A 26,944-nucleotide genomic window follows, 5' to 3' on the forward strand; every position below is an offset into this window, starting at 1 on the left:
GTTTATTTACGACACAAATCCCCTGTGGGAGCGGGCTTGCTCGCGAAGGTCTCAAGCCGAACACCGCATCTGCAGTTCACTCCTTCACATCCACAATGGCGCAAGTCGAACTCCGATGTTGTGTACAACACAAATCCCCTGTGGGAGCGAGCCTGCTCGCGAAGGTCTCAAGCCAAACACCGCACCCGCGGTTCACGCGTCACTCAGCCTGGCGCAACCGCTTGTAAAGGGTATTGCGGCTTACCCCAAGCCTACGGGCCAAATGGGAGATATTCCCCCCCACCGCCTGCAACTGCCGATTCAACTCCTCGGCATCATTCAAATCCACCGCCAAGGGTTCATCCACCTCAACCGGCTCCATCTCCAGATCCACAAAAAAATCATCCGGCAAATGCTCCGGCCGCACCGGTTGTTCTTCGGCCATGGCCAACGCCACCTGCATCACGCTGCTGACCTGCCTTAAATTCCCCGGCCAAGGATGACGGCCGAACAACTCCAGCACTTCTCGACTCAGTCCTGCCCACTGCGAAGGCTCACGATGCTGCTCCCACAGGCGCTTGAACAGCGCTTCCTTGTCACTGCGTTCGCGCAGGGGAGGCAGTTCTAGGGTCAAGCCGCCGATCCGGTAATAAAGATCTTCACGAAACCGCCCCAACTGAACCTGCTCGCGCAACGAGCGGTTGGTCGCCGAGATAATGCGAATGTCCACCGGGAACAGCTCGCTGCTGCCCACCGGTTGCACGCAACGCTCCTGCAACACCCTTAATAGCCGCGCTTGGGTCGGCAACGGCATGTCGCCGATCTCATCGAGAAACAGCGTGCCTTTATCCGCCTTGCGAATCAGCCCGATGCTGCCTTTCTGATTGGCCCCGGTGAACGCGCCTTTCTCATAACCGAACAGCTCGGATTCCACCAGTTCGGCGGGGATCGCCGCGCAGTTGACGGCAATGAACGATTGTTTGCTGCGTGAGCTGGCTTGATGCAGGGCTTTGACGAAGACTTCCTTTCCGACCCCGGTTTCCCCATGGATCAATAATGGAATGTCCTTTTCCAACAAGCGCTCGGCCTGGCGCACGGCTTTTTCCACGCGGCTGTCGCCGAAATGCAGGGTGTTGAGACTGATGGCAGCAGGCGCCGTCACCGCCGGCTCAGCAACCAGCGGTGCCTGCACCGGCACTGGTTTCGGTCGTTTCAACAGGCACTGAAAGCGGTTGCGTCCGGAGGCTTGCAGCGCAAAGGGTAGTCCCTCGGGCTGGTTAAGCAGCTCCGATAGCGAGACCTTGAACACACTTTCGACACTGACCCGCGACAGGCTGAGGCCCAGCAGGTTGTCGGCCCGGCGATTGGCAGACAGCACTTGGCCGCTCTCATCGAAAATCATCAGCCCGGCCCATTGGCTGTCGAGGTTATTCAGCCCGGTGTTGAAGGTCAGTTGAAAGTGCTGGCCATGGAACAGGTTGAGAATCAGCCTGTTTTCCACGGTCTGGCTCATCATTTTGACCATGCCGAGGGTGTGGGATGGCGGCAGGTAGCTGTCGCTGGAGACATCGAGTACCGCGATCATCTGGCGTTCGGCATCGAAAATCGGCGCGGCGGAACCGGTCATGAAACGGTTGGCCTTCAGGAAATGTTCATCGTGCTCGATATGCACCGCCTGCTCGCAGGCCAGCGCGGTGCCGATCGCATTGGTGCCGCTGCAACGCTCCATCCAGCTGGCGCCGGCGCTGAAACCGCGGGTCAGGCCGGGCTCGATAAAACGCTGGGTACCCCAGGACTTCAGCACCTGGCCCTGATTGTCGGCGAGCATGATCAGGCAATTGGAATTGCTCAGGATGTTTTCGTAATACGGCAGGACTTCCTGATGGGTGGTCTGTACCAGTGAGTGCTGGCTCTCCAGCAATCGGGCAATGCCCTCGGGCGGCAGCTGATCGAACGCAGGGGCACTCTGATGATCGAGACCGAACGCGCGGCATCGGGACCAGGAGTCCTGGATGATGGCGTCGTGGGAGAGCGGCAGGGCGGGTGCGGCCATGGCAGTCAGTCTCTGAATAACGCTTTTATTGTTGTTATAGGGACTCCCCTGTGGGAGCAAGCCCACACAGGTTTTGCAATTCTGTCCTGCCCCCGGAGCGTACTGTAGGAGCCCGGCTTGCCGGCGAAGGCGTCATCAAAATCGCCTTCGCCGGCAAGCCGGGCTCCTAAAGGGAGCGCGAAACGGTCCATAGAGTGTTGTTCACTATTGTTCATTGTCAATCGACGAATTGTTCAAATGTTCAGTCATGGCTGTTCATTTCTGTTCAGCAACGAACTCTGTTTTTCCTCCATCGACAGGATTTTCGATTTGGATCAATAGTTTGAAAAATCTGGCACGAATGTCGCTCTGTTGATCAGGTCGCTTGACTCCAATAATAAAAAAGGCCGAGCCATGTCATTAACCCTGGAGCACGTCAGCCGCACCGTCGAAGGCCAGGTCTGGATCGACGATGCATGCCTTGATTTCGAACCCGGATCCTTCAACGTTCTGCTCGGCCGCACCCTGTCCGGCAAAACCTGCCTCATGCGCCTGATGGCCGGCCTGGATAAACCCGACAGCGGCCGCATCCTGATGAATGGCGTCGACGTCACCCAGCGCCCGGTGCGCCTGCGCAATGTGTCGATGGTCTATCAGCAGTTCATCAACTACCCCACGATGACGGTGTTCGAGAACATTGCTTCACCCTTGCGCCAGGGCGGCGTTTCCAACGAGCTGATCCAGAGCAAGGTGCTGGAAACCGCGAAGATGCTGCGCATAGAGAAATTCCTCCAGCGCTATCCGCTGGAGCTTTCCGGTGGCCAGCAACAGCGCACGGCCATGGCTCGGGCGCTGGTCAAGGACGCCGAGCTGATCCTGTTCGATGAGCCGCTGGTCAACCTCGACTACAAATTGCGCGAAGAACTGCGCCAGGAGATGCGCGAGCTGTTCCAGGCGCATCACACCATCGCCATCTACGCCACCACCGAACCCAACGAAGCCCTGGCCCTGGGCGGCACCACGACCATTCTGCATGAAGGCCGGGTGATCCAGAGCGGCAAGTCCTCCTCGGTGTATCACCAGCCGCAAACCGTGTTGGCCGCCGAGTTGTTCAGCGAGCCGCCAATCAACCTGATGCCCGGCCGCATCGCCGGCAACGAAGTGAGTTTCGCCAACTTCGTGCACTTCCCGTTGAACGTGGACCTACGGCCGGTGGGCGAGGGCGAGTTCCGCTTCGGCGTGCGGCCCAGCCACATTTCGCTGGTGCCCAGCAACGATGACGATCTGGAACTGGCGGTGACCGTCGAGGTGGCGGAGATCAGCGGTTCGGAAACCTTCCTGCACGTGCGCAACGAGCATTTCCTGCTGGTGCTGCACCTGCCCGGGGTCCATGAATACGACGTCGATGCGCCGATTCGCATCTACATACCGACCCACAAACTGTTTGTGTTCGATCCGCAGGGGCGGCTGGTCCAGGCGCCCGGTCGCCGTATCGCGAGGGTTGCCTGATGGCCGAAATCCGCTTGCAGAACCTCGCCCACAGCTACATCCGCTCGCCAACCGGTCCCGACGATTACGCGATCCGCGAGATGGATCACGTCTGGGAGCAGGGCGGCGCCTACGCCTTGCTCGGGCCTTCGGGGTGCGGCAAGTCGACCTTGCTCAACATCATTTCCGGGTTGCTCAGCCCGTCCCAGGGCCAGGTGCTGTTCGACAGCAAAGTGGTCAACGCGCTGACCCCGGAGAAGCGCAATATCGCCCAGGTTTTCCAGTTTCCGGTGGTCTACGACACCATGACGGTGTACGACAACCTGGCCTTCCCGCTACGCAACCAGGGCATGGCCGAAGCGAAGATTCACAACAAGGTGCAGGAAATCGCCGAAGTTCTCGACCTCCAGGCGCTGCTGAGCAAGAAGGCGCGCAATCTCACCGCTGATGAAAAACAGAAAGTCTCCATGGGCCGGGGATTGGTCCGCGATGACGTGTCGGCAATCCTGTTCGACGAACCGCTGACGGTGATCGACCCGCACCTGAAGTGGAAGCTGCGGCGCAAGCTCAAGCAGATCCACGAGCAGTTCAACATCACCATGGTCTACGTGACCCACGATCAGTTGGAGGCCTCGACCTTCGCCGACAAGATTGCGGTGATGTACGGCGGGCAGATCGTGCAGTTCGGCACGCCACGGGAACTGTTCGAGCGCCCTAGCCACACCTTTGTCGGTTATTTCATCGGCAGTCCGGGCATGAACCTGATCGAGGTCAAGCCGCAGCCGGGGGGTGTCGGGTTCGCCTCGACCCATTTGCCGCTGTCCGATGCACAGCAACTGCGCATCGCCGAGTCCGAGTGGCACACCCTGAAGGTCGGTATCCGGCCGGAGTTCGTCCACGTGTGGGATGAACCCTTTGATGACGCGATGCAAGCCCGGGTCGTACACGTCGAAGACCTGGGCACCTACAAGATCGTGACCCTGGACCTCGACGGCGCGCCGCTGAAAGTGCGCCTGGCCGAAGACAAGCCGGTGCCCGAAGGGACGGCGTACATCAGCTTCCCGGCGCAATGGCTGATGGTGTATGCCGATGACTACCTGCTGGAGGCTCAGCCATGAACAAGGTCTACAACAACAAGGCCTGGTGGCTGGTATTGCCGGTGTTTTTGCTGGTGGCGTTCAGTGCGGTGATCCCGATGATGACCGTGGTCAACTACTCGGTGCAGGACATCTTCGACCAGTCCAGCCGCTACTTCGTCGGCGCCGACTGGTACCGCCAGGTGCTACTCGATCCGCGCTTGCACGACTCGCTGCTGCGCCAGTTCATCTACTCCGGGTGCGTACTGCTGATCGAAATCCCCCTGGGTATCGCCATCGCCCTGACCATGCCGACCAAGGGGCGCTGGTCGTCGCTGGTGCTGATCATTCTGGCGATTCCGCTGCTGATCCCGTGGAACGTGGTCGGCACCATCTGGCAGATTTTCGGCCGGGCGGACATCGGCCTGCTCGGTTCGAGCCTCAATGCCATGGGCATCAGCTACAACTATGCATCCAACACCATGGACGCCTGGGTCACGGTGCTGGTGATGGACGTCTGGCACTGGACGTCGCTGGTGGCGCTGTTGTGTTTCTCCGGCCTGCGGGCGATTCCGGACGTGTACTACCAGGCGGCGCGGATCGATCGGGCCTCGGCTTGGGCGGTGTTCCGGCACATTCAGCTGCCCAAGCTCAAGAGCGTGCTGCTGATCGCGGTGATGCTGCGGTTCATGGACAGCTTCATGATCTACACCGAGCCTTTCGTACTCACGGGAGGAGGGCCGGGGAATGCCACGACCTTCTTGAGTCAGACCTTGACCCAAATGGCCGTAGGGCAATTCGATCTTGGCCCGGCAGCGGCGTTCTCGCTGGTGTACTTCCTGATCATCCTGTTGGTGTCCTGGCTGTTCTATACCGCCATGACTCACGCTGACGCCAACCGGTGAGGTCTGCCATGAGCAAGCGTCTTATCCCTATGAAAAAAGTGATTCCCCTGCTGATCTACATCCTGTTCCTGCTGGTACCGATCTACTGGCTGCTGAACATGTCCTTCAAGAGCAACGGCGAAATCCTCGGAGGCCTGACGCTGTTTCCCCAGGACTTCACCCTCGCCAACTACAAGGTGATCTTCACCGACCCTAGCTGGTACACCGGTTACCTCAATTCGCTGTACTACGTCAGCCTGAACACGGTGATCTCGCTGAGCGTGGCGCTGCCAGCGGCTTACGCGTTCTCGCGTTATCGGTTCCTTGGCGACAAGCATCTGTTTTTCTGGCTGCTGACCAATCGCATGGCACCGCCGGCGGTCTTTCTGCTGCCGTTCTTCCAGCTGTACTCCTCGATCGGTCTGTTCGATACGCACATCGCAGTGGCGTTGGCCCATTGTCTGTTCAACGTGCCGTTGGCGGTGTGGATTCTCGAAGGCTTCATGTCCGGCGTGCCCAAGGAAATCGACGAGACCGCCTACATCGACGGCTACAGTTTTCCCAAGTTCTTCGTCAAGATTTTCATCCCGCTGATCGGCTCCGGGATCGGCGTCACGGCGTTTTTCTGCTTCATGTTTTCCTGGGTCGAACTGCTGCTGGCACGAACCCTGACCTCGGTGAACGCCAAGCCCATCGCCGCAGTGATGACGCGCACGGTCTCGGCGTCGGGCATCGACTGGGGCGTGCTGGCGGCGGCGGGGGTGTTGACCATCCTGCCGGGCATGCTGGTGATCTGGTTTGTTCGCAACCACGTGGCCAAGGGCTTTGCCCTGGGCCGGGTATGAGGAAGCAATGATGGAATGGATGAGTTGGACCGTCCCCACGACGGCGTTCTTCTGCGCCATTGCCTTGATCCTGGTGGGCATGACGACCTGGGAATTACGTTCGCCCAGTGTCCCTCGGCGTGGTTTCTTGCCGATTGCCACCACCCGTGGCGATCGGTTGTTTATCGGTCTTCTCGGCAGCGCCTACCTGCATTTGCTGGTCATCGGCGCTACCGAATGGAGCATCTGGGTCGCGTTCGCGGTGTCCCTGGTGTGGCTGTTGGCTGTGATGCGCTGGGGCTAGTCGAAATCGATCGGCAATGTTGCTCCGAAACTTAAACAGGAGGTCTCTATGTTCGACAAAAACAATAAGCTGCGACATAGCGTTTCATTGGCAGCCATGCTGGCACTCAGCGGTTTGAGCGCTGCGGCTTGGGCCGATGCCTATGAAGACGCGGCCAAAAAATGGATAGGCAGCGAGTTCAAACCGTCCACCCTCACGCCAGAGCAGCAGCTCGCGGAGTTGAAGTGGTTTATCAAGGCCGCCGAGCCGTTTCGCGGGATGAACATCAAGGTGGTCTCGGAAACCATCGCGACCCACGAATATGAATCAAAAGTGCTGGCCAAGGCCTTTACCGAGATCACCGGGATCAAGTTGACCCACGACTTGTTGCAAGAAGGCGACGTGGTGGAAAAGCTGCAGACCCAGATGCAGTCGGACAAGAACATCTATGACGGCTGGGTCAACGACTCGGACCTGATCGGCACGCACTTTCGCTACGGCAAGACTGAGTCGATCACCGACCTGATGGCCAACGAAGGCAAGAACGTCACGTCGCCGACCCTGGACATCAAGGACTTCATCGGCATTTCCTTCACCACCGCGCCGGACGGCAAGATCTATCAGCTGCCCGACCAGCAGTTCGCCAACCTCTACTGGTTCCGCGCCGACTGGTTCGAGCGGGCGGATCTGAAGGCGAAATTCAAGGAAAAGTACGGGTATGAATTGGGCGTGCCGGTGAACTGGTCGGCCTATGAAGACATCGCCAAATTCTTCAGCGAGGACGTCAAGGAAATCGACGGCAAACGCATCTACGGACACATGGACTACGGCAAGAAAGACCCGTCCCTGGGCTGGCGTTTCACCGATGCCTGGTTCTCCATGGCCGGCGCCGGCGACAAGGGCATCCCCAACGGCTTGCCGGTGGACGAGTGGGGCATCCGCGTCGAGGACTGCCATCCGGTAGGTTCCAGCATTACCCGCGGTGGCGACACCAACGGCCCGGCGGCGGTCTATGCCACCACCAAATACGTCGACTGGCTGAAAAAATATGCCCCGCCGGAAGCAGCGGGCATGACGTTCTCCGAGTCCGGCCCGGTGCCGTCACAGGGCAACATCGCCCAGCAGATCTTCTGGTACACCGCGTTTACCGCCGACATGACCAAAGCGGGCCTGCCGGTGATGAACGCCGACGGCACGCCGAAGTGGCGCATGGCGCCCTCGCCGAAAGGTCCGTATTGGGAAGAGGGCATGAAACTCGGCTATCAGGACGCCGGTTCCTGGACCTTCCTCAAATCCACGCCCGAGAAGCAACGACTGGCGGCCTGGCTGTACGCGCAGTTCGTGACCTCCAAAACCGTGTCCCTGAAGAAAACCATCGTCGGCCTGACCCCGATCCGCGAATCGGACATCAACTCGCAAGCCATGACCGACCTGGCACCGAAACTTGGTGGCCTGGTCGAGTTCTACCGCAGCCCGGCCCGCGTGCAATGGACCCCGACCGGGACCAACGTGCCGGACTATCCGCGCCTGGCGCAGCTGTGGTGGAGCCACATCGCCGAAGCCGCCAGTGGCGAGAAGACCCCGCAGCAGGCGCTGGATGGCCTGGCCAAGGATCAGGACGCGATCATGACCCGTCTGGAACGCTCGAAGGCACAAGCGACCTGCGCACCGAAAATGAATCCTGAGCGGGATGCGCAATACTGGTTCGATCAGCCGGGCGCACCGAAGCCGAAACTGGCGAACGAGAAGCCCAAGGGGGAAACCGTGAGTTATGCCGAATTGCTGAAGTCTTGGGAGGCGGCGCGTAAGTAAACGGCTGAGGCTGTGAAAGGCGAACGGCACCGGAAGGTGCCGTTTTTGTGGGTGCCTGTTCCATCGTCATCGCGGGCAAGCCCGCTCCCACAAGTTTTGATCGACTGTGCGTTGGGTACTTTAGGAAAGGATGCTCTTCAGGCTTGAGGCTTATTAAGCCGACCATCCAGGCCAAAAGGCTCTTGCAACACCAGCTCGTACAAGCCATTAGCCTTTCGCGGGTTCATCAGCAAATTCCAGCTATGCGGCGACACGCTGGAAGGCACCAATACAAAGGGATGCTGGTTCAGCAGGTCAGCACCGAACTGCTGCTGGCTGCGGCTAGGCGTGCCGGGTACCAACCAATGAGGGTTTGCAATACCGTCGGGCTGCACCACATAAATCCTCGACGGGTCCAGCACACGGGCCTGCGTCAGGCGATGGGGCTTGCAATCCAACGCATCGAAATCCTTGTGTACGGCCACCTCAAGAATGGCCGTAGAGGCATCCAGGCTGGCATAAACCGTGGCCATGCCTTTAGGGTTCCAGCGTCCACCCACCTTTTCTGCTCCCACACCCAAATGCCAGGTGGGGGCGTACTCAGCAGCGTCAAGGCGCCAGAAGTGAATCTCACTGCTCAAAGGGTCTTTAGCCATCAATAGACCCCGTACTCGATGCGCGTCAGAAAGTCAGTCACCAGCTCATAACCCACCGAGTTGGAAATCAAATCAATGGGCATCTCACCATCCAGGCCGCGAGCAGGTTTGACCATCCATTGCTCGGCCAGCTCACGCGAGCCCAACACATCGGTGGCCTTCTCCAACACCTCGGCATAATAGAGTGCGCGCGTGCTTTGCTCGGAGGTCAAGACTTCTTCCGGGGATTTCAACCGTCGGGCCAGCGTGCGATCAGATGCGCCCACGATCCTCGACAGCACGCCATACCGTTTGTAAACGTCACTGTGTTCAATCATGTCAATCACCGACTGAAGCGGGAAACCGTTTCTTACGGCCCTGTAAATCTCCATACGATCATCACTCACGTCGCCGTGGAGCAATATCGCAACCATGTGTGTGGCGCGAGGTGTATCAGTCAATGCCACCGCAGGCTGGTTGTTTTTCAAAAGCGCCAAGGCCGCTTCAGCGTTGCGCGATTTAGCTGTACCGACCCGATCGACTCTTACGCGGGCCCCATCGGTTGGTTCGATTTTCTTCTTGGCACTCATGATAGCCTCCGGCGTACAGACATCTGGCATTTACTATAATGCCAAATGGCAGAAAACACCTAGATCTTCATTGACCAGCATTGAGAGCCCCAATGCTGGCCAATGAAGTGCTGCAACAAGTACTGAACAACGTTTTGCGTCGTCATCATGGGGGCGAACACCACAGATCCCTGTGGGAGCTGGCTTGCCAGCGAAGAGGCCATCCCGGACAACAAAGCTTTCCAGCCCTTGGCACGGACTAGTCCGCCAATGGTGCGCTGCGACCGATAGTCAGTCGAAGCCATTGCGGCCGGGACTATTCAATGGGGTCAAGCCGATCCAGCGCCCGGTTTACCGCCAGCTCACCCAGCATGATGACTTGCGCGATGCCCAATAGGGTATTGCGCCTGGGCCCATCCATGTGGTCCGCCAAATCCATCGTCATGACATTGGCCGAGGCCAGCGACTCGCAAGCATGGGCCAGCAGGGTTTCGGTATCGAGTTCCGGGTTGACGATGAACATGGTGCCGGGAGTGCGCGGGTTTTCCATGATGGGGACGTCCGGCTTTAGGTGATAGTCGACGGTGCGCTCGGCGGCGTCATGCAGTTTTTTTGATTCGAGGGTTTCGTACGGGGATGCCGGATCGCTGTCCGGCGGATTGGGTGTGACCTTGAACATAGATGGAACTCCGATGCTATTTAAAAGGAATCACATCCTCGCTACCAAACGAAGGCGGTGACCATACGAAGGTTGGTAGACCGGGCATCGTAACCGGCGCCCCCGAAGGAGCCCTGCGCATGGCCACCATAAAAACACCGCCCAAACATTGGACAGTAAAGGGTGACGCTATGCGTCGATGCTACGGGTCTACCAAACCCGATCACTGTTTTCAGTGACCGGCAAACGATAGAACCCATACCCAAGACGCACAAGCCGGCGGATTCTGTCTTACCTGTAGGTAACGCCGCAAGGTGTTGTGGCTTTTCACGAAGTAATTTTCGAAGCGATTAAACATGAGTGTTTAAATTTCTTTGAGCGCCGCTCAGGTCAGTAGGGTTTTCACACAGTCCAGGAAGATGTCGTTGTTTAATCTATCCATCGGGCTGCGCTCGCTCGTGAAAGAAACAACACAGACACCGCGCTTACATTTTAAAGAAAAGTTACATTTTGAAACTTCCGCTGTAGGAAATTGTTTGTTTGTTGTTACGAAAATTCCTATTCGTTCATTTGACTATGCCATTGGATTGCTTTCAGCACGCGTTTCACCGTCTTATTCGTCGTCGTCCAATATTCTCTCTGTTCAGCGCTTCTGACGAGATGAGAAGGGAAGGCAATTCAAATCGATGACGATAAGGACGTTTGCAAATGAATGCCCCTCTGCACCCCTTGTATACCAACGAAGTTTCTCCTGAATTTCTCCGCAGTCTGAACGACTCGGCGTTCACGGAACAGCAAGTTGCGCAATTCGGCGAACAGGCCCAGGCAATCATCCGTCAGCAGCAGGATTACGCTCTACAGGAATTGGGGGAGTTGTCTGCGCCGCGACCTTGATAGGTACTGGAGCATGGGTGGGTACGACTTATATGGGTGATGGCGGTGAGTTAATGGGTGAAATTTTATACGAGAAAACCCAGCCATGATGGGAAAGGATTTTTGGATGTCCTGGCTAGCTTTTTGGATTCTAGCCGGTCCGATTTTGCTGGCCATTGCGAGCACTGCATACAGTCTGTACCTCAGATTGCGTTACCTAGACGCCATGCTGGAGGCCTTAAAAAATAGTCGTTATGTCCATACCTGGGGTCCAGGTTTGCGGCAGCAGGGGTGGTTTGGGGGCCTCTTGCTGATAGCAAAAATCGCCGGGATGGTGACTATGCCAAGGGTTTCAATCCGCATTGGCGAGCTGGACCCCGAGGATAATAAAAACTTTCCCCCACATTTAAAGCGTCTTTTGAAAATCAAAGCGGTGATGCTGGTTGGCATTGCTGTTTGGGGATTCATTGCGTATGGGCTGATGAAGTTGGAGTGATTTTTGGGGCTTCACCTCAAGCTTAAAACGGCAGCCGGTATTTCCAGCCGTAGCCTGGTGCACCATTGGGACAAGGCCGGACTACCGGGGCTAATACCAGGGTATTCCACTCATGTGAATGCGATCAGTCGGGCTGCCAAGTACATGGGCACCGGTGGTTACATCGGCATTGGTATTGGTGGAGTTTCTTAGCTATTGGCCATTCAGGAGGTTTGTAATAGTAGCTCTGGGGATGCTTGTGACGTGCCGCCAAGTACATATAGGCAGGCTATTAAATCGGTATTGGATTCCGTCCCCTTTTTTCACGCTTTTTTCACGGTCCCCTTTTTTCACGGTTTCCTACCTAAAGGGTGAGCAAGGCGGTAAGCTACGGACGGCGCCGTTTTCCTCGGTGTCTGTGCGGACGTCTTCGCGGCCAAACCGGCCACACAGTGATTTGTGGTGCACACACCCATTGCGACCGCCGCAACCTGCGGGCTTGCCCGCGAAGAGATCATCCCTCACGACAGAGATCCCCCGCCTGAAACCTCAGTGCATCGCACCCTCAATCGCAGGAAACCCCAGCCGAAACTCCGTCATCGTCCCCGGGGGACATTGTTGCAATCTGCGGATAATGCCAAGGTGATGGGGTCATTACAATTTCGTCATGTGCGTGTGGTGCAGCCTCTACCGATCAGGTCAGGGCGGCGAGCTGCTCGATGGTTTGTGGAAAGCGTTCAACCAGGCGGATCAGTGTCGTGGCTTGGGCATTTGGCGTTGCCCGCCCCTGTTCCCAGTTTTCGAGGGTTCGGGTGTTGGTGCGCAGATACATGGCGAACACCGACCGGGAAAGGTTGAGTTGTTGGCGGATAGCTACCACTTCCTCGGCAGTGATGGGTACCAGTTTTGGCAGCTGAACCTTGTGGGCCCGCAGCGTGATCTTGCCTTGGCGCTCGTCGGCCAAGGCTTCGAGGCCTTCCATCAGTTCGGAAAAAATGTCACGTTTCATTGTGGGTTCTCGTGTTGATTTCTCTATCCAGCGTTTGTCTGAAAAGTTTTTTCTGGGAAGGCGACAGGTCGTCTTGCTCATTTTTGCCATACACGGTGAACAGCCAGAATTGATCGAAACCTGACCACCAGTAATAAATCACCCGTAATCCGCTGCGCTTGCCTTTGCCTCGTCGCTGGTCGGAGAAGCGGACTTTGCGCAACCCACCCGTACCTTCCACAAGATCGCCCGCTTCTGGGTTTTTCAGCAACTCCAGCTGAAAGCTACGAAACAAATCGTCATCCAGATAATCGTTTCGGTGCTTCTGAAACGCAGGTAATTCGATAAAAAGGGCATTCATGTTCTGTACGCTACCTACGTATAGTGTTATCTCGATCATCGAATAGGTCAAGGCATCGAAGCCATCCTTTTCGTCCCGGTCTCCAAGATAGAACCTAGCGCTTGATTCTGGCTGTAGGACGAAACGGACAATTGGGCGAGAGCTTTCGGGGATTGCAGAAGGAGGGCAGGGCAGCGGTAACAAATCCTACAAACGCAAAAACGGCACCCGAAGGTGCCGTTTCTATTTACTACCGAGTACCGCCTAAACGATCAACCCGCCAACCCCGCCTGCTGAACCAGGTTCAGCAACGGCTGTGGATACAGCCCAAGGAAGAACGCCAGCGCAGCGATGGCCAGCAGCATCACGCCGCCCGCACGTTGTTCCCAATGCAGCTGTGCATCGTGGCGACGCAGGTTCGGTTCGATCAGGTACAGGGTGACCATCACACGCAGGTAGTAGAACACGCCGATGGCGCTGCCCAGTACCAGGGAGCCGACCAGCCACCATTGGTGGGACTCGACGCCGGTGGCGATGATGTAGAACTTGCCGATGAAGCCCGCGGTCAGCGGGATGCCGGCCAGGGACAGCATCATAACGGTCAGGACCGCGGTCAGGTACGGACGGCGCCAGAACAGGCCGCGGTATTCGTACAGGGCATCCGCGTCACGGCCGTTGTACGGCGAGGACATCAGGGTGATCACGCCGAAGGCGCCGAGGCTGGTGATCACGTAGGTGACCAGGTACACGCCGATGGCTTCCACGGCCAGGCCCTTGCTCGCCACCAGGGCAATCAGCAGGTAACCGAAGTGGGCGATGGACGAGTAACCCAGCAGGCGCTTGAGGTTGCTCTGGGTCAGTGCCAGCAGGTTACCGAACAGGATCGACGCGATGGCGATGATGGTCAGCACGTCGCTCAGTACACCGCTGCTCGCCGCCGGCGAGATCTGGAACAGACGCACCATCACCGCGAACACGGCGACTTTCGACGCAGTGGCCAGGAACGCGGCCACCGGTGCCGGAGCACCTTCGTAGACGTCTGGGGTCCAGAGGTGGAACGGCACGAGCGACAGCTTGAATGCCAAGCCGATCAGCATCATGCCCAGGCCCAGTTGCGCCAGCGAGCTTGGCAGGCCGGTGGCCGCCAGGGCCTGGCCGATGCCGTTGAAGCTCAGGCTGCCGGAGTCGGCATACAGCAGGGCCATACCGAACAACAGGAACGCGGAACCGGCGGCCGACAGCACCATGTACTTGATGCCGGCTTCCAGCGAACGCTTGTTGAAGAAGGCATAGGCCACCAGACCGTAGACCGGCACCGACAACAGTTCCAGACCGATGAACAACCCGGCCAGGTGCTGCGCGCTGACCAGCACCAGGCCACCGGCGGCGGCCATCAGGATCAGCAGGTACAGTTCTTCACGGTTGCCCGGGTAACCCGAACCGCCATCGCCGAGGTAGGCATGGGCGAGGGTCACACAGGCGAGGGTGGCGACCAGGATCAGCGCCATGTACAAGCAGGCGAAGCTATCGATCTGCAGCAGTGGTGTCACAGCCAGGGGTGCGACTTTCAAGGCTGGCAGGATCGACAGCAGCGCCAGGTTCAGACCCGCCACGGAAATCAGGAAGGTCTGCGAGTGGTTGCGGCGCCAGGCAATCGCCAGCATCACCACGATGATCGTGGCGCTGGTGATCAACAACGGCGCTAGCGCGATAAAGTGTTGAGTCGTGAATTCCATAGCGCTCTTACCGGGCCGAAGCGAGTTGAGTGAAGGCGGTACCGAGCCATTGCTGCACGCCATGCATCGTCGCGGCAGAGGTATCGAGGAACGGTTGCGGGTACACGCCGATGTAGATCAGCAGCGCCGCAAGCCCGACCACCATGATCATTTCGCGACCGTCCATGCCATGCAGCACCGCGTCTGATTTGGCCGGACCGAAGTACGCACGGTGGATCATGATCAGCGAGTAGACCGACCCGAACACCAGGCCCGACGTCGCGATGATGGTCACTACAGGCGCCGCGGGGAAGGTACCGAGCAGGATCAGGAACTCACCGACGAAGTTACCGGTACCCGGCAAGCCCAGGGACGCCGCTGCAAAGAACAGGCTGAGGGCCGGCAGGTAAGCGATCTTCGACCACAGGCCACCCATTTCACGCATGTCGCGGGTGTGGGTGCGTTCGTACAGCTGGCCACTCAGGATAAAGAGTGCCGCAGCCGACAGACCGTGCGCCAGCATCTGCATCACCGCGCCCTGCAGCGCCAGTTGGCTGCCGGAATAGATGCCGATCAGGACGAAACCCATGTGGGAAACGGACGAGAAGGCGATCAGACGCTTGATGTCGGTTTGGGCGAAGGCCAGGAACGCGCCGTAGAAGATCCCGATCAGACCCAGGGTCATGGCGATCGGCGCAAACTCGGCCGAGGCATTCGGGAACAGCGGCAGGGCGAAACGCAGCAGACCGTAAGCCGCTGTCTTCAGCAAGATACCGGCCAGGTCGACCGAACCCGCGGTCGGTGCCTGGGCGTGAGCGTCAGGCAACCAGGAGTGGAACGGTACTACCGGCAGCTTCACCGCGAAGGCGATGAAGAAGCCGAGCATCAGGATGTACTCGGTGGTCAGCGACATCTTGGTTTTCAACAGGTCGGCGTAGTTGAAGGTAATCACGCCGGTGTCGTTGAAGTTGACCAGAACCAGACCGAGGATCGCCACCAACATGATCAGGCCGGAAGCCTGGGTGAAGATGAAGAACTTGGTCGCCGCGTAGATCCGGGTTTTCTTGCCGTCCGAAGAACTGTGACCCCAGAGCGCGATGAGGAAGTACATCGGCACCAGCATCATTTCCCAGAAGAAGAAGAACATGAACAGGTCGAGGGCGAGGAACACGCCGACGACACCACCCAGGATCCACATCAGGTTCAGGTGGAAGAAGCCAACGTGACGTTGAATTTCTTTCCACGAGCACAGGACCGAGAGCACGCCCAGCAGACCGGTCAGCATGATCATCAGCAGCGACAGGCCGTCGAGGGCCAGGTGCACGCTGATGCCGAAGCGCGCAATCCAGATGTGCTTGAACTCACGCACCCAGGTCGGGTCGGCGCCAGGCGCCGGGGCAAATGAATAGTCACCGTTGGCCCACAGCCAGAGGCCGAGAGCGAGCAACAGGGACATGGTGATCAGCGCAATCCAGCGGGGGAGGGTGGCGCCGAAGCGCTCACCCATCCAGCACAGCAAGCCGCCGATAAAGGGGATCAGGATTAGCCAAGGCAGAATCATGACGGGCTCAATTCCTTTCGCAAGTTCGCAAGGTTCATATTCAGACCGCTACCAGCACGATGGCGCCGATGACCAGCACGGAGCCGGCTGCCATCGATGCCGCGTACCAACGCAGTTGACCGGTTTCTGTACGGCTCAGGGCGGTGTGACCGCCTTTGGCCATACGCGGGATCAGACCGATGGTCTGGTCGAGCGGGTCTTTGCGCAGTACGTGGCTGATCGCAAGGTATGGCTTGACGAACAGTTTGTCGTAGATCCAGTCGAAGCCCCAGGCAGCGAACCACCAGGCCGAAAGGAAGCGGCCGATGCCGCTGTTGGCGATTGCCGTGACGAAACGCCGCTTGCCGAGGAACAGCAAGGCGGCCAGCAGGATACCGGCCAGGGCGATGGCGCCCGAAGCGATTTCCAGACTGTGCTTGGCGTCGCCGCCGGCATGGCCGACGCTTTGCGGCAGCACGCCGTGCAGTGGCGGAACGATCATCGCGCCGATGGCGGTGGACAATACGATCAGCACCGACAGTGGCAGCCAGTGAGCGATGCCGTGACCGGCGTGTGCTTCGGTCTTCGCTTCACCGTGGAACGCGATGAAGATCAGGCGGAAGGTGTACAGCGAGGTCATGAACGCACCGACCAGACCTGCATACAGCAGACCCTGGTTGCCGCTGGCGAACGCTTCCCAGAGGATTTCGTCCTTGGAGTAGAAGCCTGCGGTCACCAGTGGCAAGGCCGCGAGGGCCGCGCCGCCGACGATGAAGCTGGCGTAGGCCAGTGGCAGTTTCTTCCACAGGCCGCCCATCTTGAAGATGTTCTGCTCGTGGTGGCAGGCCACGATCACCGCACCGGAGGCCAGGAACAACAGCGCCTTGAAGAAGGCGTGGGTCATCAGGTGGAAGATCGCGCCATCCCAGGCACCAACGCCCAGGGCCAGGAACATGTAGCCGATCTGGCTCATGGTCGAGTAGGCGAGGATACGTTTGATGTCGGTCTGGACCAGTGCGGCAAAGCCAGCCAGGACCAGGGTCACGCCACCGACGATTCCTACCAGATGCAGGATTTCCGGTGCCAGGGTGAACAGGCCGTGGGTACGGGCGATCAGGTAGACACCGGCGGTCACCATGGTTGCGGCGTGGATCAGTGCCGAAACCGGGGTAGGACCGGCCATCGCATCCGCCAGCCAGGTTTGCAGCGGCAGTTGCGCGGATTTACCCACGGCGCCGCCCAGCAGCATCAGGGTGGCCATGACCATCCAGAAGTCGCCGGCCTGGAATTTCTGCGGCGCCAGCACCAGCAGTTCCTGGATGTTCAGCGTGCCCAGTTGGGCGAACAGGATGAACAGGCCGATGGCCATGAACACGTCGCCGATCCGGGTGACGATGAAGGCCTTGAGTGCCGCGTTACCGTTGTTGCGGTTGCTGTAGTAGAAACCGATCAACAGGTACGAGCACAGGCCCACGCCTTCCCAGCCGAAGTACAGGAACAACAGGTTATCGCCCAGCACCAGGAACAGCATGCTGGCGATAAACAGGTTGGTGTAGGCGAAGAAGCGCGAGTAACCGGCTTCACCGCGCATGTACCAGGACGCGAACAGGTGGATCAGGAAGCCGACGCCGACCACCACACCGAGCATGGTCAGGGACAGGCCATCCAGGTACAGCGCGAAGTTCGGCGTGAAGCCTTCCACCGCCATCCACTGCCACAACACCAGGGTGTAGTGACCGCCTGCAGGCGGGGCGACGTTGAACTGCCAGATCACATAGGCAGTGACGATGGCAGACAGGCCAATGGAACCGACGCCGATCAGCGCCGCAAGGTTTTCCGAGATGCGTCCACGGGAGAACGACAGCAGCAGGAAACCGATGAGAGGGAATACGAAAGTCAGATAGAGAAGATTCATCCGCGCATCTCGCTGGCAGCGTCGATATCGAGAGTGTGGAAGCGGCGATACAGCTGCAACAGAATCGCCAGGCCGATACTGGCCTCGGCGGCTGCCAGGCTGATCACCAGGATGAACATGATCTGTCCATCCGGCTGACCCCAGCGGCTACCGGCAACGATGAACGCCAAGGCGGAGGCATTCATCATGATCTCCAGGCTCATCAGCACGAAAAGTATGTTGCGCCGGACCATCAGGCCGACCAGACCGAGGCAGAACAGGATGCCGGCGACCGCCAGACCATGCTCCAGAGGGATAGCAGGCATCGTCATTGCTCCTTGGCTTCGTTGCGGCCCAGGTGGAACGCCGTGACCGCTGCCGCAAGCAGCAGCATCGAGGCGAGTTCGACCACCAGCAGATAAGGACCGAACAGGCTGATGCCCACGGCCTTGGCGTCCACGGTGGTGTGGCCGATGGCCTGGCCGCTGGCGTCGCTGAACAGCACGTACAGCAGTTCGACCAGCAGCAGGGTGCCGAGGGCGACCGGGCCGAGCCAGATACCGGGCTTGAGCCAGACGCGCTCTTGCTGAACCGAGGCCGGGCCCAGGTTCAGCATCATCACCACGAACACGAACAGCACCATGATGGCGCCAGCATAGGCGATCACTTCCAGCACACCGGCGAACGGTGCGCCGAGGGCGAAAAACGTCATCGCCACGGCAATCAGCGAAATGATCAGGTAGAGCAGGGCGTGCACGGGGTTGGTGTTGGTGATCACGCGAAGCGTGGACACCACAGCGATACCCGATGCGAAATAGAAAGCGAATTCCATCTTTCTTCCTTAAGGCAGCAAGCTCTTCACGTTGATCGGTTCGGCTTCATTCTGCGCGGAGCCTTTTGGCTTACCGGCAATCGCCATACCTGCAACACGATAGAAGTTGTAATCAGGGTTTTTGCCGGGGCCGGAGATCAGCAGATCTTCTTTCTCGTACACCAGGTCCTGACGTTTGAACTCGGCCATCTCGAAATCCGGTGTCAGCTGGATCGCGGTGGTCGGGCAGGCTTCCTCGCAGAGGCCGCAGAAAATGCAGCGCGAGAAGTTGATACGGAAAAACTCCGGGTACCAGCGACCGTCATCGGTTTCAGCTTTCTGCAACGAGATGCAGCCGACCGGGCACGCCACGGCGCACAGGTTGCAGGCTACGCAACGCTCTTCGCCGTCGGGGTCGCGGGTCAGCACGATGCGGCCACGGAAGCGCGGCGGCAGGTACACGGCTTCTTCCGGGTACTGCAGCGTGTCGCGCTTGCGGAAGGCATGGCCGAAGATCATCACCAGGCTGCGAAGCTGGGTGAAGAAGCCATGCACGATGTCAAAAATGTACTTCATGATTCTCTATCCTCACTGAGCCGCGACGGCGGGCGTGTTGAGCAACACGATCGCAGCGGTCACCAGCATGTTGACGAGGGTCAGCGGCAGGCAGAACTTCCAGCTGAAGTCCATCACTTGGTCATACCGTGGGCGCGGGATCGAGGCGCGCAGCAGGATGAAGAACATGATGAAGAACGCGGTTTTCAGCGCGAACCAGATGAACGGGATCTGCGGCAGAATGCCGAACGGGCCGTGCCAGCCACCGAAGAACAAGGTCACCAGCAGCGCCGAAATCAGCACGATGCCGATGTACTCGCCGACGAAGAACATGCCCCATTTCATGCCGGCGTATTCAATGTGGTAACCGTCGGCCAGTTCCTGTTCCGCTTCCGGCTGGTCGAACGGGTGACGGTGAGTCACGGCGACGCCGGCAATGAAGAAGGTCAGGAAACCGAAGATCTGCGGAATGACGAACCACATGTTCTGCGCCTGGTATTCAACGATGTCGCGCATGTTGAACGAGCCGACCTGGATCACGATGCCCATCAGCGACAGGCCCATGAACACTTCGTACGACACGGTCTGTGCCGAGGCCCGCAAGCTGCCCAACAGGGCGAACTTGTTGTTGCTCGACCAGCCGGCGAACAGCACCGCGTAGACCGACAGACCGGCCATGGCGAAGAAGAACAGGATGCCGATGTTGATGTCCGCCACGCCCCAGGTCGGGGTGATCGGGATGATCGCGAACGCAATCAGCAAGGCGCTCATGGCCACGACCGGTGCCAGGGTGAAGATCACCTTGTCGGCGAACGGTGGCGTCCAGTCTTCCTTGAAGAACATCTTGATCATGTCGGCGGCGATCTGGAACGCGCCGAACGGGCCGACGCGGTTCGGACCGTAACGGTCCTGCCAGAGGGCGAGCAGACGACGCTCGACCCAGCTCAGCAGGGCGCCGCACACCACCACGGCGAGCAGGATCACCACGGCCTTGAGGACCGCGATGATCACGTCGATCACTTCAGGAGTGAACCAGGTCATTGAGCTGCCTCCTGCAGACCGTCAACGGAAAAGCCTGCGATCGCTGGCGGAATGCCGGCGATGCCCGCAGGCAATGCAACCAGGCCGGCACCCAGCTCTTCGTTGATGCGCAGCGGCAGACGCAGGGTCTGGCCAGCCACGTTCAAGCTGAGCATGGCGCCGTCATTGACACCCAGGCGATCGGCTTCGGATTTGGCCAAGGCGACGTAAGCGGCCGGGATGCGCTCCTGAACCGGCGCGGCTTTGGAAGAGTTTTCTTCGCTGCCGAACAGGTGGAAGAACGGCACGACCTGCCAGGTGCCCGGCGCCGGGTTGAACGCACGCGGAACAGCGGCGAACCAGTTCAGCGAGTCACCGGTGCTTTCGATCAGGCGGGTGCCCGGGTCGCCAGCGCGGATGTGACCACCGACTTCGTCCTGGAACTTGTTCCAGGCCTGCGGCGAGTTCCAGCCCGGAGACCAGGCGAATGGCACTTGCTGACGGGGCTCGACCGAGCCCGAGTAACCTTCCATCGAGAACGAAAACGCAGTGTCTTTGTCCTGGGAGGTACGCGGTTCGTGCACGCTGATGTCGGCGCGCATGGCGGTCCGGCCGCTGTAACGCAACGGTTCGCGGGCCAGTTTCAGGCCCTTGATGCGGAACGCGGCGGACGGTGCGGCATCGACGATGCGTGCCAGTTGCGGCGTGCTTGCAGCCACGGCGGCGGTAACGTGGTCCAGCTGGGTCCAGTCGATGGGCTGGTTCAACAGGGTGGCGCGCAGGGCATGCAGCCAGCGCCAGCCTTCATGAACCAGGATGCTCGCGTCGAGGTAAGTCGGGTCGAAGACCTGGAAGAAGCGCTGGGCGCGACCTTCCTGGCTGACCAGCGTACCGTCGCCTTCAGCGAAGCTGGCGGCTGGCAGAACCAGGTGCGCGCGATCGCTGGTCGCGGTTTTCTGATGGTCGGCCACGATCAGCACTTTCACGGCGTTCAGGGCAGCATCGACCTTGGCCTTGTCAGTGCGGGTGTACAGATCGTTTTCCAGCACGACGATGGCGTCGGCTTTACCGTCGATCACAGCCTGCAGCGCGGCATCGACCGATTCGCCACCGAGCATGGCCAGGCCGAGGCTGTTGGCCTCCGGCACGATCAGACTGATGGAACCGTTCTTCTCACGCAGCTTCAGGGCCTTGGCGATGTTCGCCGCAGCTTCGATCAGCGCCTTGGAACCCAACGAGGTACCGGCAATGATCAATGGACGCTTGGCGGCGAGCAGGGCGTCGGCAATGCGCTTGGCCAGGTCGAGTGCTTCAGCATCCAGGCCTTCGACGGCCGGTGCGCTGGCGTCGAGGGCGTGAGCCACGGCGAAACCGATGCGCGCCAGATCGTCTGGGGCGGCGTGAACGCATTCTTCTGCGATGTCGTCGAGCTTGGTTTCAGCCAGGCTGGCGATGAACAGCGGATTCAGCGCGTCCTGGCCGATGTTCTTCACCGCGGCGTCGAGCCAGGGCTGAACGCGCATGGCGTCGGCCATGTCTTCGGCCTTGCCCTTGACCGATTGACGCAGGGACAGGGCCATGCGCGCAGCGGTCTGGGTCAGGTCTTCGCCAAGGACGAAGATCGCGTCGTGGTCTTCGATGTCGCGCATGTTCGGGATCGGCAGCGGGCTGTCTTTGAGCACCTGCATCACCAGACGGATGCGTTCCAGCTCGGAGGCCTCGATACCGGAGTAGAAATGCTCGGCGCCGACCAGCTCGCGCAACGCGTAGTTGCTTTCGAGGCTGGCGCGGGGCGAACCGATACCGACGATATTGCGACCGCGCAACAGGTCGGCGGCTTTATCCAGCGCTTCGTCCAGGGTCAGCTTGGCGCCGTTGGCCAGCAGTGGCTGGCGTGGGCGATCCTTGCGGTTGACGTAGCCATAGCCGAAACGGCCACGGTCGCACAGGAAGTACTGGTTCACCGAACCGTTGAAGCGGTTCTCGATGCGACGCAGTTCACCGTAACGCTCGCCCGGGGAGATGTTGCAACCGCTGGAGCAGCCATGGCAGATGCTCGGCGAGAACTGCATGTCCCACTTGCGGTTGTAGCGCTCGGAGTGCGTCTTGTCGGTGAACACGCCGGTCGGGCAGACCTCGGTGAGGTTGCCGGAGAACTCGCTTTCCAGGGTGCCGTCTTCAACGCGACCGAAGTACACGTTGTCGTGGGCGCCGAATACGCCGAGGTCGGTGCCGCCGGCGTAGTCCTTATAGAAGCGCACGCAGCGGTAGCAGGCGATGCAGCGGTTCATTTCGTGACCGATGAACGGGCCGAGATCCTGGTTCTGGTGAGTGCGCTTGGTGAAGCGATAACGGCGCTCGTTGTGGCCGGTCATCACCGTCATGTCTTGCAGGTGGCAGTGACCGCCTTCCTCACAGACCGGGCAGTCGTGAGGGTGGTTGGTCATCAGCCATTCGACGACGCTGGCGCGAAACACTTTCGCTTCTTCGTCGTCGATGGAGATCCAGCTGCCGTCGGTGGCGGGGGTCATGCAGGACATGACGATCCGACCACGCTTGTCGTTCTCGTCGGTGTACTGCTTGACCGCGCACTGGCGGCAAGCGCCAATGCTGCCGAGGGCGGGGTGCCAGCAGAAATAAGGGATATCGAGGCCTAGCGACAGACACGCCTGTAACAGGTTGTCTGCCCCATCGACTTCGAGCTCTTTGCCGTCTACGTGGATAGTGGCCATGGTTCAAAGTTCTTCGTTGGCCCGGTGTCAGCGGGCGTGGCTAATGGAATCTTGTTATCCGCGCGAATCAACACAGCCGTTAAAGGCGTCATCGCACGAAAAGCGAAGGGCACGGACCCTTCGCCTTTTTTAAAGCGTTAAGCGCCGACTACGATCGGCCTGGCCAGAGGCGGGACGACGGCGCTGGTAGGCGCGATGCCGGCTTCGAACTCGTGGCGGAAGTATTTGATTGCGCTGCCCAACGGCTCCACGGCGCCCGGTGCGTGAGCACAGAAGGTCTTGCCAGGGCCGAGGAAACCGACCAGACCCAGCAGGGTCTCGATGTCGCCGGCTTGCCCTTCACCGTTCTCGATCGCACGCAAGAGCTTGACGCTCCACGGCAGACCGTCACGGCACGGGGTACAGAAACCGCACGACTCACGGGAGAAGAACTCTTCCATGTTGCGCAGCAGTGACACCATGTTGACGCTGTCGTCCACCGCCATGGCCAGGCCGGTACCCATGCGGGTGCCCACCTTGGCGATGCCGCCGGCGTACATTTGGGCGTCGAGGTGTTCCGGCAACAGGAAGCCGGTGCCGGCGCCGCCTGGCTGCCAGCACTTGAGCGTGTAACCGTCGCGCATGCCGCCGGCGTAGTCTTCGAACAGCTCGCGGCCGGTGACGCCGAACGGCAATTCCCACAGGCCCGGGTTCTTGACCTTGCCGGAGAAGCCCATGAGCTTGGTGCCCATGTCTTCACTGCCTTCACGGGCCAACGATTTGTACCAGTTCACGCCATCGGCAATGATCGCCGGCACGTTGCACAGGGTCTCGACGTTGTTCACGCAAGTCGGCTTGCCCCACACGCCTACGGCGGCCGGGAAGGGCGGCTTGGAGCGCGGGTTGGCGCGGCGGCCTTCGAGGGAGTTGATCAGTGCGGTTTCTTCACCGCAGATGTAACGCCCGGCGCCGGTGTGGACGAACAGCTCGAAATCAAAACCCGAACCCAGGATATTCTTGCCCAGCAGGCCCGCTGCCTTGGCTTCTTCCACGGCACGGTTCAGGTGCTTGGCGGCGGTGGTGTATTCGCCACGCAGGAAGATGTAGCCACGGTAGGTTTTCAGTGCGCGGGCACTGATCAGCATGCCTTCGATCAGCAGATGGGGCAGTTGCTCCATCAGCATCCGGTCTTTCCAGGTGTTCGGCTCCATTTCATCCGCGTTGCACAGCAGGTAGCGGATGTTGATGGATTCGTCCTTGGGCATCAGGCCCCACTTCACGCCCGTGGGGAAGCCTGCACCGCCGCGGCCTTTGAGGCCGGCGTCTTTCACGGTCTGGACGATGTCGTCCTGGGCCATGTCGGCGAAAGCCTTGCGCGCGGCGGCGTAACCGTTCTTGGCCTGGTACTCGTCGAGCCACACGGCTTCGCCGTCGTCACGCAGACGCCAGGTGAGCGGGTGAGTCTCGGCTGACCGCTTGATGCGGTTGGCAGGTCCGAAGGAAGTCAGGGTCATACGTAGCCCTCGAGCAATTTGGCAACGCCGGCAGGCTGCACATCACCGAAAGTGTCGTCGTCGATCATCAACGCCGGCGCCTTGTCGCAGTTGCCGAGGCAGCAGACCGGCAGCAGGGTGAAACGACCGTCGGCGGTGGTCTGGCCCAGGCCGATGCCCAGCTTGCCCTGGATTTCGCTGACAACCGATTCGTGGCCACCGATGTAGCAGACCATGCTGTCGCAGACGCGAATGATGTGACGGCCGACCGGTTGACGGAAGATCTGACTGTAGAAGGTCGCGACGCCTTCGACGTCGCTCGCCGGGATACCGAGGATCTCGCCGATCGCGTACAGAGCGCCATCAGGCACCCAGCCACGTTCCTTCTGGACGATCTTCAGGGCTTCGATCGACGCCGCGCGCGGGTCTTCGTAGTGATGCAGCTCGTGCTCGATGGCCGAGCGCTCGGTTTCGCTCAGGGCGAAACGGTCTGTCTGGATAAGCGTGCTGTTCATGCTTAGCGGTCCACGTCGGCCATAACGAAATCGATACTACCCAGGTACGCAATCAAGTCCGCGACCATGCTGCCTTTGATCACCGAAGGGATCTGCTGCAGGTGCGGGAAGCTTGGAGTACGAATCCGGGTGCGGTAGCTCATGGTGCCGCCATCGCTCGTCAGGTAATAACTGTTGATGCCCTTGGTCGCTTCGATCATCTGGAAGGATTCGTTGGCCGGCATCACCGGGCCCCACGATACTTGCAGGAAGTGCGTGATCAGGGTCTCGATGTGCTGCAGCGTGCGCTCTTTCGGCGGCGGCGTGGTCAGCGGGTGATCCGCCTTGTACGGGCCTTCCGGCATGTTGCGCATGCACTGCTCGATGATCTTGATGCTCTGGCGCATTTCTTCGACGCGCACGATGCAACGGTCGTAGGCATCGCCATTGGCCGCCAGCGGCACTTCGAATTCGAAGTTCTCGTAACCGGAGTACGGGCGCGCCTTACGCAGGTCGAAGTCGCAACCGGTCGAACGCAGGCCTGCACCGGTGACGCCCCATTCGAAGGCTTCCTTGGTGTTGTAGGCGGCGACGCCGATGGTCCGGCCCTTGAGGATGCTGTTGTCCAGGGCGGCTTTCTGGTACTCGTCCAGACGCTTTGGCATCCACTCGACGAAGTCTTTCACCAGTTTTTCCCAGCCACGCGGCAGGTCGTGGGCGACGCCACCGATGCGGTACCAGGCCGGGTGCAGACGGAAACCGGTAATGGCCTCGATCACCGTGTACGCCTTCTGACGGTCGGTGAACGTGAAGAACACCGGGGTCATGGCGCCAACGTCCTGGATGTAGGTGCCCAGGAACAGCAGGTGGCTGGTGATCCGGAAGAACTCGGCCATCATGATGCGGATGACGTCGACTTTCTCCGGCACCTTGATGCCGGCCAGCTTCTCGACCGAGAGCACGTACGGCAGGTTGTTCATCACGCCGCCGAGGTAGTCGATACGGTCGGTGTACGGGATGAAGCTGTGCCAGGACTGGCGCTCGGCCATTTTCTCTGCACCACGGTGGTGGTAACCGACGTCCGGCACGCAGTCGACGATCTCTTCGCCGTCCAGCTGCAGGATGATGCGGAACGCACCGTGGGCCGAAGGGTGGTTCGGGCCGAGGTTGAGGAACATGTAGTCCTCGTTCGCACCGGAACGCTTCATGCCCCAGTCTTCAGGCTTGAAGCGCGCGGCTTCTTCCTCGAGCTGTTGCTTGGCCAGGGTCAGGCTGAATGGATCGAACTCGGTGGCACGGGCCGGGAAGTCCTTGCGCAGCGGGTGACCTTCCCAGGTTGGCGGCATCATGATGCGGGTCAGGTGCGGGTGACCTTTGAAGTCGATGCCGTACATGTCCCAGACTTCACGCTCATACCAGTTGGCGTTCGGCCAGATATGGGTAACGGTCGGTACGCTGAGGTCGCTCTCGGACAAGGCGACCTTGATCATTACGTCACTATTACGTTCGATCGACATCAAGTGATAGAACACGGTGAAGTCGGCGCCGCTTGGCAGCCCTTGACGCTTGGTGCGCAGACGCTCGTCCACGCCGTGCAGGTCATAGAGCATGACGTACGGCTTGGGCAGGTTGCGCAGGAACGTCAGGACTTCGACGAGTCTGGCCCGGGCAACCCAAAGCACCGGCATGCCGGTGCGGGTCGGCTGGGCGGAAAACGCCTCGGGGCCAAAACGGTTGTTCAGTTCGACGACCACATCCTGGTCGTCTGCCTTATAAGGCGGGATGTACAGAGCACTGCCTGTAGTCATGGTTATTT

At 59.6% G+C, this 26,944-nt stretch carries 25 protein-coding genes and 1 pseudogene; 9 read left to right on the forward strand and 17 right to left on the reverse strand.

The genetic code is table 11. The annotated features are described in order from the left end of the window. Positions 1 to 199 precede the first annotated feature (199 nt). Positions 200 to 2,032, reverse strand: a complete 1,833-nt coding sequence (locus J2W17_RS03235; RefSeq protein ID WP_307329082.1) for a sigma-54-dependent Fis family transcriptional regulator — start codon at positions 2,030 to 2,032, stop codon at positions 200 to 202. A 393-nt stretch (positions 2,033 to 2,425) separates the two neighbouring features. Between J2W17_RS03235 and J2W17_RS03240 the strand changes: the two genes are divergently transcribed. The 6 genes from J2W17_RS03240 to J2W17_RS03265 are packed head-to-tail and all read left to right on the forward strand — an operon-like array spanning position 2,426 to position 8,378. Then, entirely contained in the window at positions 2,426 to 3,520 is a 1,095-nt protein-coding gene (locus tag J2W17_RS03240; RefSeq protein ID WP_307329085.1) for an ABC transporter ATP-binding protein, read from the forward strand. Next, complete coding sequence (locus J2W17_RS03245) at positions 3,520 to 4,617, forward strand: ABC transporter ATP-binding protein (RefSeq protein WP_307329087.1); 1,098 nt, start codon at positions 3,520 to 3,522, stop codon at positions 4,615 to 4,617. The genes J2W17_RS03240 and J2W17_RS03245 overlap by 1 nt, the downstream gene beginning before the upstream one ends. Then, entirely contained in the window at positions 4,614 to 5,480 is an 867-nt protein-coding gene (locus J2W17_RS03250; protein ID WP_307329090.1) for a carbohydrate ABC transporter permease, read from the forward strand. The genes J2W17_RS03245 and J2W17_RS03250 overlap by 4 nt, the downstream gene beginning before the upstream one ends. A gap of 29 nt (positions 5,481 to 5,509) precedes the next feature. After that, positions 5,510 to 6,304 carry a carbohydrate ABC transporter permease gene (locus tag J2W17_RS03255; RefSeq protein ID WP_373459952.1) on the forward strand — a complete coding sequence of 265 codons (795 nt, stop codon included), beginning with the start codon at positions 5,510 to 5,512 and terminating at the stop codon, positions 6,302 to 6,304. A 10-nt stretch (positions 6,305 to 6,314) separates the two neighbouring features. Beyond that, positions 6,315 to 6,587: a DUF2160 domain-containing protein gene (locus J2W17_RS03260; RefSeq protein ID WP_307329096.1), complete on the forward strand. Its 273-nt coding sequence runs from the start codon at positions 6,315 to 6,317 to the stop codon at positions 6,585 to 6,587. 48 nt (positions 6,588 to 6,635) lie between these two features. After that, a complete protein-coding gene (locus J2W17_RS03265) occupies positions 6,636 to 8,378 on the forward strand; it encodes an ABC transporter substrate-binding protein (protein WP_307329099.1) in 1,743 nt (580 codons plus the stop codon). A gap of 137 nt (positions 8,379 to 8,515) precedes the next feature. Here the strand turns inward: J2W17_RS03265 and J2W17_RS03270 are convergent, their stop codons facing one another. The 3 genes from J2W17_RS03270 to J2W17_RS03280 form a co-directional block, all read right to left on the reverse strand. After that, positions 8,516 to 9,013 carry an RES family NAD+ phosphorylase gene (locus tag J2W17_RS03270; RefSeq protein ID WP_307329103.1) on the reverse strand — a complete coding sequence of 166 codons (498 nt, stop codon included), beginning with the start codon at positions 9,011 to 9,013 and terminating at the stop codon, positions 8,516 to 8,518. Continuing rightward, positions 9,013 to 9,582 (reverse strand): type II RES/Xre toxin-antitoxin system antitoxin, encoded by a 570-nt coding sequence (parS, locus tag J2W17_RS03275; protein WP_307329106.1) that lies wholly within the window; start codon positions 9,580 to 9,582, stop codon positions 9,013 to 9,015. The genes J2W17_RS03270 and parS overlap by 1 nt, the downstream gene beginning before the upstream one ends. 295 nt (positions 9,583 to 9,877) lie before the next feature. Next, positions 9,878 to 10,240 (reverse strand): DUF6124 family protein, encoded by a 363-nt coding sequence (locus J2W17_RS03280; protein WP_307329109.1) that lies wholly within the window; start codon positions 10,238 to 10,240, stop codon positions 9,878 to 9,880. Between the two features lie 687 nt (positions 10,241 to 10,927). Between J2W17_RS03280 and J2W17_RS03285 the strand changes: the two genes are divergently transcribed. The 3 genes and pseudogenes from J2W17_RS03285 to J2W17_RS03295 all read left to right on the forward strand — a co-directional run. Then, positions 10,928 to 11,113 carry a hypothetical protein gene (locus J2W17_RS03285; protein WP_307329114.1) on the forward strand — a complete coding sequence of 62 codons (186 nt, stop codon included), beginning with the start codon at positions 10,928 to 10,930 and terminating at the stop codon, positions 11,111 to 11,113. A 106-nt stretch (positions 11,114 to 11,219) separates the two neighbouring features. Continuing rightward, the gene (locus J2W17_RS03290) at positions 11,220 to 11,588 is read left to right on the forward strand and encodes a hypothetical protein (protein WP_307329118.1); all 369 of its coding nucleotides are present in this window, start codon (positions 11,220 to 11,222) and stop codon (positions 11,586 to 11,588) included. 3 nt (positions 11,589 to 11,591) lie between these two features. After that, positions 11,592 to 11,777 (forward strand): annotated as a pseudogene (locus tag J2W17_RS03295) (hypothetical protein); the annotation flags it as partial. A gap of 484 nt (positions 11,778 to 12,261) precedes the next feature. Here the strand turns inward: J2W17_RS03295 and J2W17_RS03300 are convergent. The 13 genes from J2W17_RS03300 to nuoC all read right to left on the reverse strand — a co-directional run bounded on the left by J2W17_RS03300 (position 12,262) and on the right by nuoC (position 26,936). Then, positions 12,262 to 12,576: a helix-turn-helix domain-containing protein gene (locus tag J2W17_RS03300; RefSeq protein ID WP_150816023.1), complete on the reverse strand. Its 315-nt coding sequence runs from the start codon at positions 12,574 to 12,576 to the stop codon at positions 12,262 to 12,264. Beyond that, on the reverse strand, positions 12,566 to 12,916 hold the full coding sequence (locus J2W17_RS03305) for a toxin (RefSeq protein ID WP_307329124.1): 351 nt from the start codon (positions 12,914 to 12,916) through the stop codon (positions 12,566 to 12,568). The genes J2W17_RS03300 and J2W17_RS03305 overlap by 11 nt, the downstream gene beginning before the upstream one ends. A gap of 251 nt (positions 12,917 to 13,167) precedes the next feature. Beyond that, on the reverse strand, positions 13,168 to 14,631 hold the full coding sequence (gene nuoN, locus J2W17_RS03310) for an NADH-quinone oxidoreductase subunit NuoN (protein WP_128871316.1): 1,464 nt from the start codon (positions 14,629 to 14,631) through the stop codon (positions 13,168 to 13,170). 7 nt (positions 14,632 to 14,638) lie between these two features. Beyond that, complete coding sequence (gene nuoM / locus J2W17_RS03315; RefSeq protein WP_307329128.1) at positions 14,639 to 16,171, reverse strand: NADH-quinone oxidoreductase subunit M; 1,533 nt, start codon at positions 16,169 to 16,171, stop codon at positions 14,639 to 14,641. A 40-nt stretch (positions 16,172 to 16,211) separates the two neighbouring features. Beyond that, on the reverse strand, positions 16,212 to 18,065 hold the full coding sequence (nuoL, locus tag J2W17_RS03320) for an NADH-quinone oxidoreductase subunit L (protein ID WP_307329132.1): 1,854 nt from the start codon (positions 18,063 to 18,065) through the stop codon (positions 16,212 to 16,214). Beyond that, complete coding sequence (gene nuoK, locus J2W17_RS03325; RefSeq protein WP_010458852.1) at positions 18,062 to 18,370, reverse strand: NADH-quinone oxidoreductase subunit NuoK; 309 nt, start codon at positions 18,368 to 18,370, stop codon at positions 18,062 to 18,064. The genes nuoL and nuoK overlap by 4 nt, the downstream gene beginning before the upstream one ends. 2 nt (positions 18,371 to 18,372) lie before the next feature. Continuing rightward, the gene (nuoJ, locus tag J2W17_RS03330) at positions 18,373 to 18,876 is read right to left on the reverse strand and encodes an NADH-quinone oxidoreductase subunit J (RefSeq protein ID WP_007905076.1); all 504 of its coding nucleotides are present in this window, start codon (positions 18,874 to 18,876) and stop codon (positions 18,373 to 18,375) included. A gap of 9 nt (positions 18,877 to 18,885) precedes the next feature. Next, on the reverse strand, positions 18,886 to 19,431 hold the full coding sequence (gene nuoI / locus J2W17_RS03335) for an NADH-quinone oxidoreductase subunit NuoI (protein WP_200889382.1): 546 nt from the start codon (positions 19,429 to 19,431) through the stop codon (positions 18,886 to 18,888). Positions 19,432 to 19,443: 12 nt separating this feature from the next. Next, on the reverse strand, positions 19,444 to 20,451 hold the full coding sequence (gene nuoH / locus J2W17_RS03340) for an NADH-quinone oxidoreductase subunit NuoH (protein WP_150746610.1): 1,008 nt from the start codon (positions 20,449 to 20,451) through the stop codon (positions 19,444 to 19,446). Further along, positions 20,448 to 23,162: an NADH-quinone oxidoreductase subunit NuoG gene (gene nuoG, locus J2W17_RS03345; protein ID WP_307329138.1), complete on the reverse strand. Its 2,715-nt coding sequence runs from the start codon at positions 23,160 to 23,162 to the stop codon at positions 20,448 to 20,450. Before nuoG ends, nuoH begins: the two co-directional genes overlap by 4 nt. Positions 23,163 to 23,299: 137 nt before the next feature. Continuing rightward, the gene (nuoF, locus tag J2W17_RS03350; protein ID WP_307329141.1) at positions 23,300 to 24,655 is read right to left on the reverse strand and encodes an NADH-quinone oxidoreductase subunit NuoF; all 1,356 of its coding nucleotides are present in this window, start codon (positions 24,653 to 24,655) and stop codon (positions 23,300 to 23,302) included. Then, positions 24,652 to 25,149, reverse strand: coding sequence for an NADH-quinone oxidoreductase subunit NuoE (gene nuoE / locus J2W17_RS03355; RefSeq protein WP_121132711.1), 498 nt, complete (start codon positions 25,147 to 25,149; stop codon positions 24,652 to 24,654). Before nuoE ends, nuoF begins: the two co-directional genes overlap by 4 nt. A gap of 2 nt (positions 25,150 to 25,151) precedes the next feature. Next, positions 25,152 to 26,936, reverse strand: coding sequence for an NADH-quinone oxidoreductase subunit C/D (gene nuoC, locus J2W17_RS03360; RefSeq protein WP_307329147.1), 1,785 nt, complete (start codon positions 26,934 to 26,936; stop codon positions 25,152 to 25,154). Between the last annotated feature and the right edge of the window lie 8 nt (positions 26,937 to 26,944).

The organism is Pseudomonas lini, from assembly GCF_030812475.1.
Classification (GTDB): Bacteria; Pseudomonadota; Gammaproteobacteria; order Pseudomonadales; family Pseudomonadaceae; genus Aquipseudomonas; species Aquipseudomonas lini_A.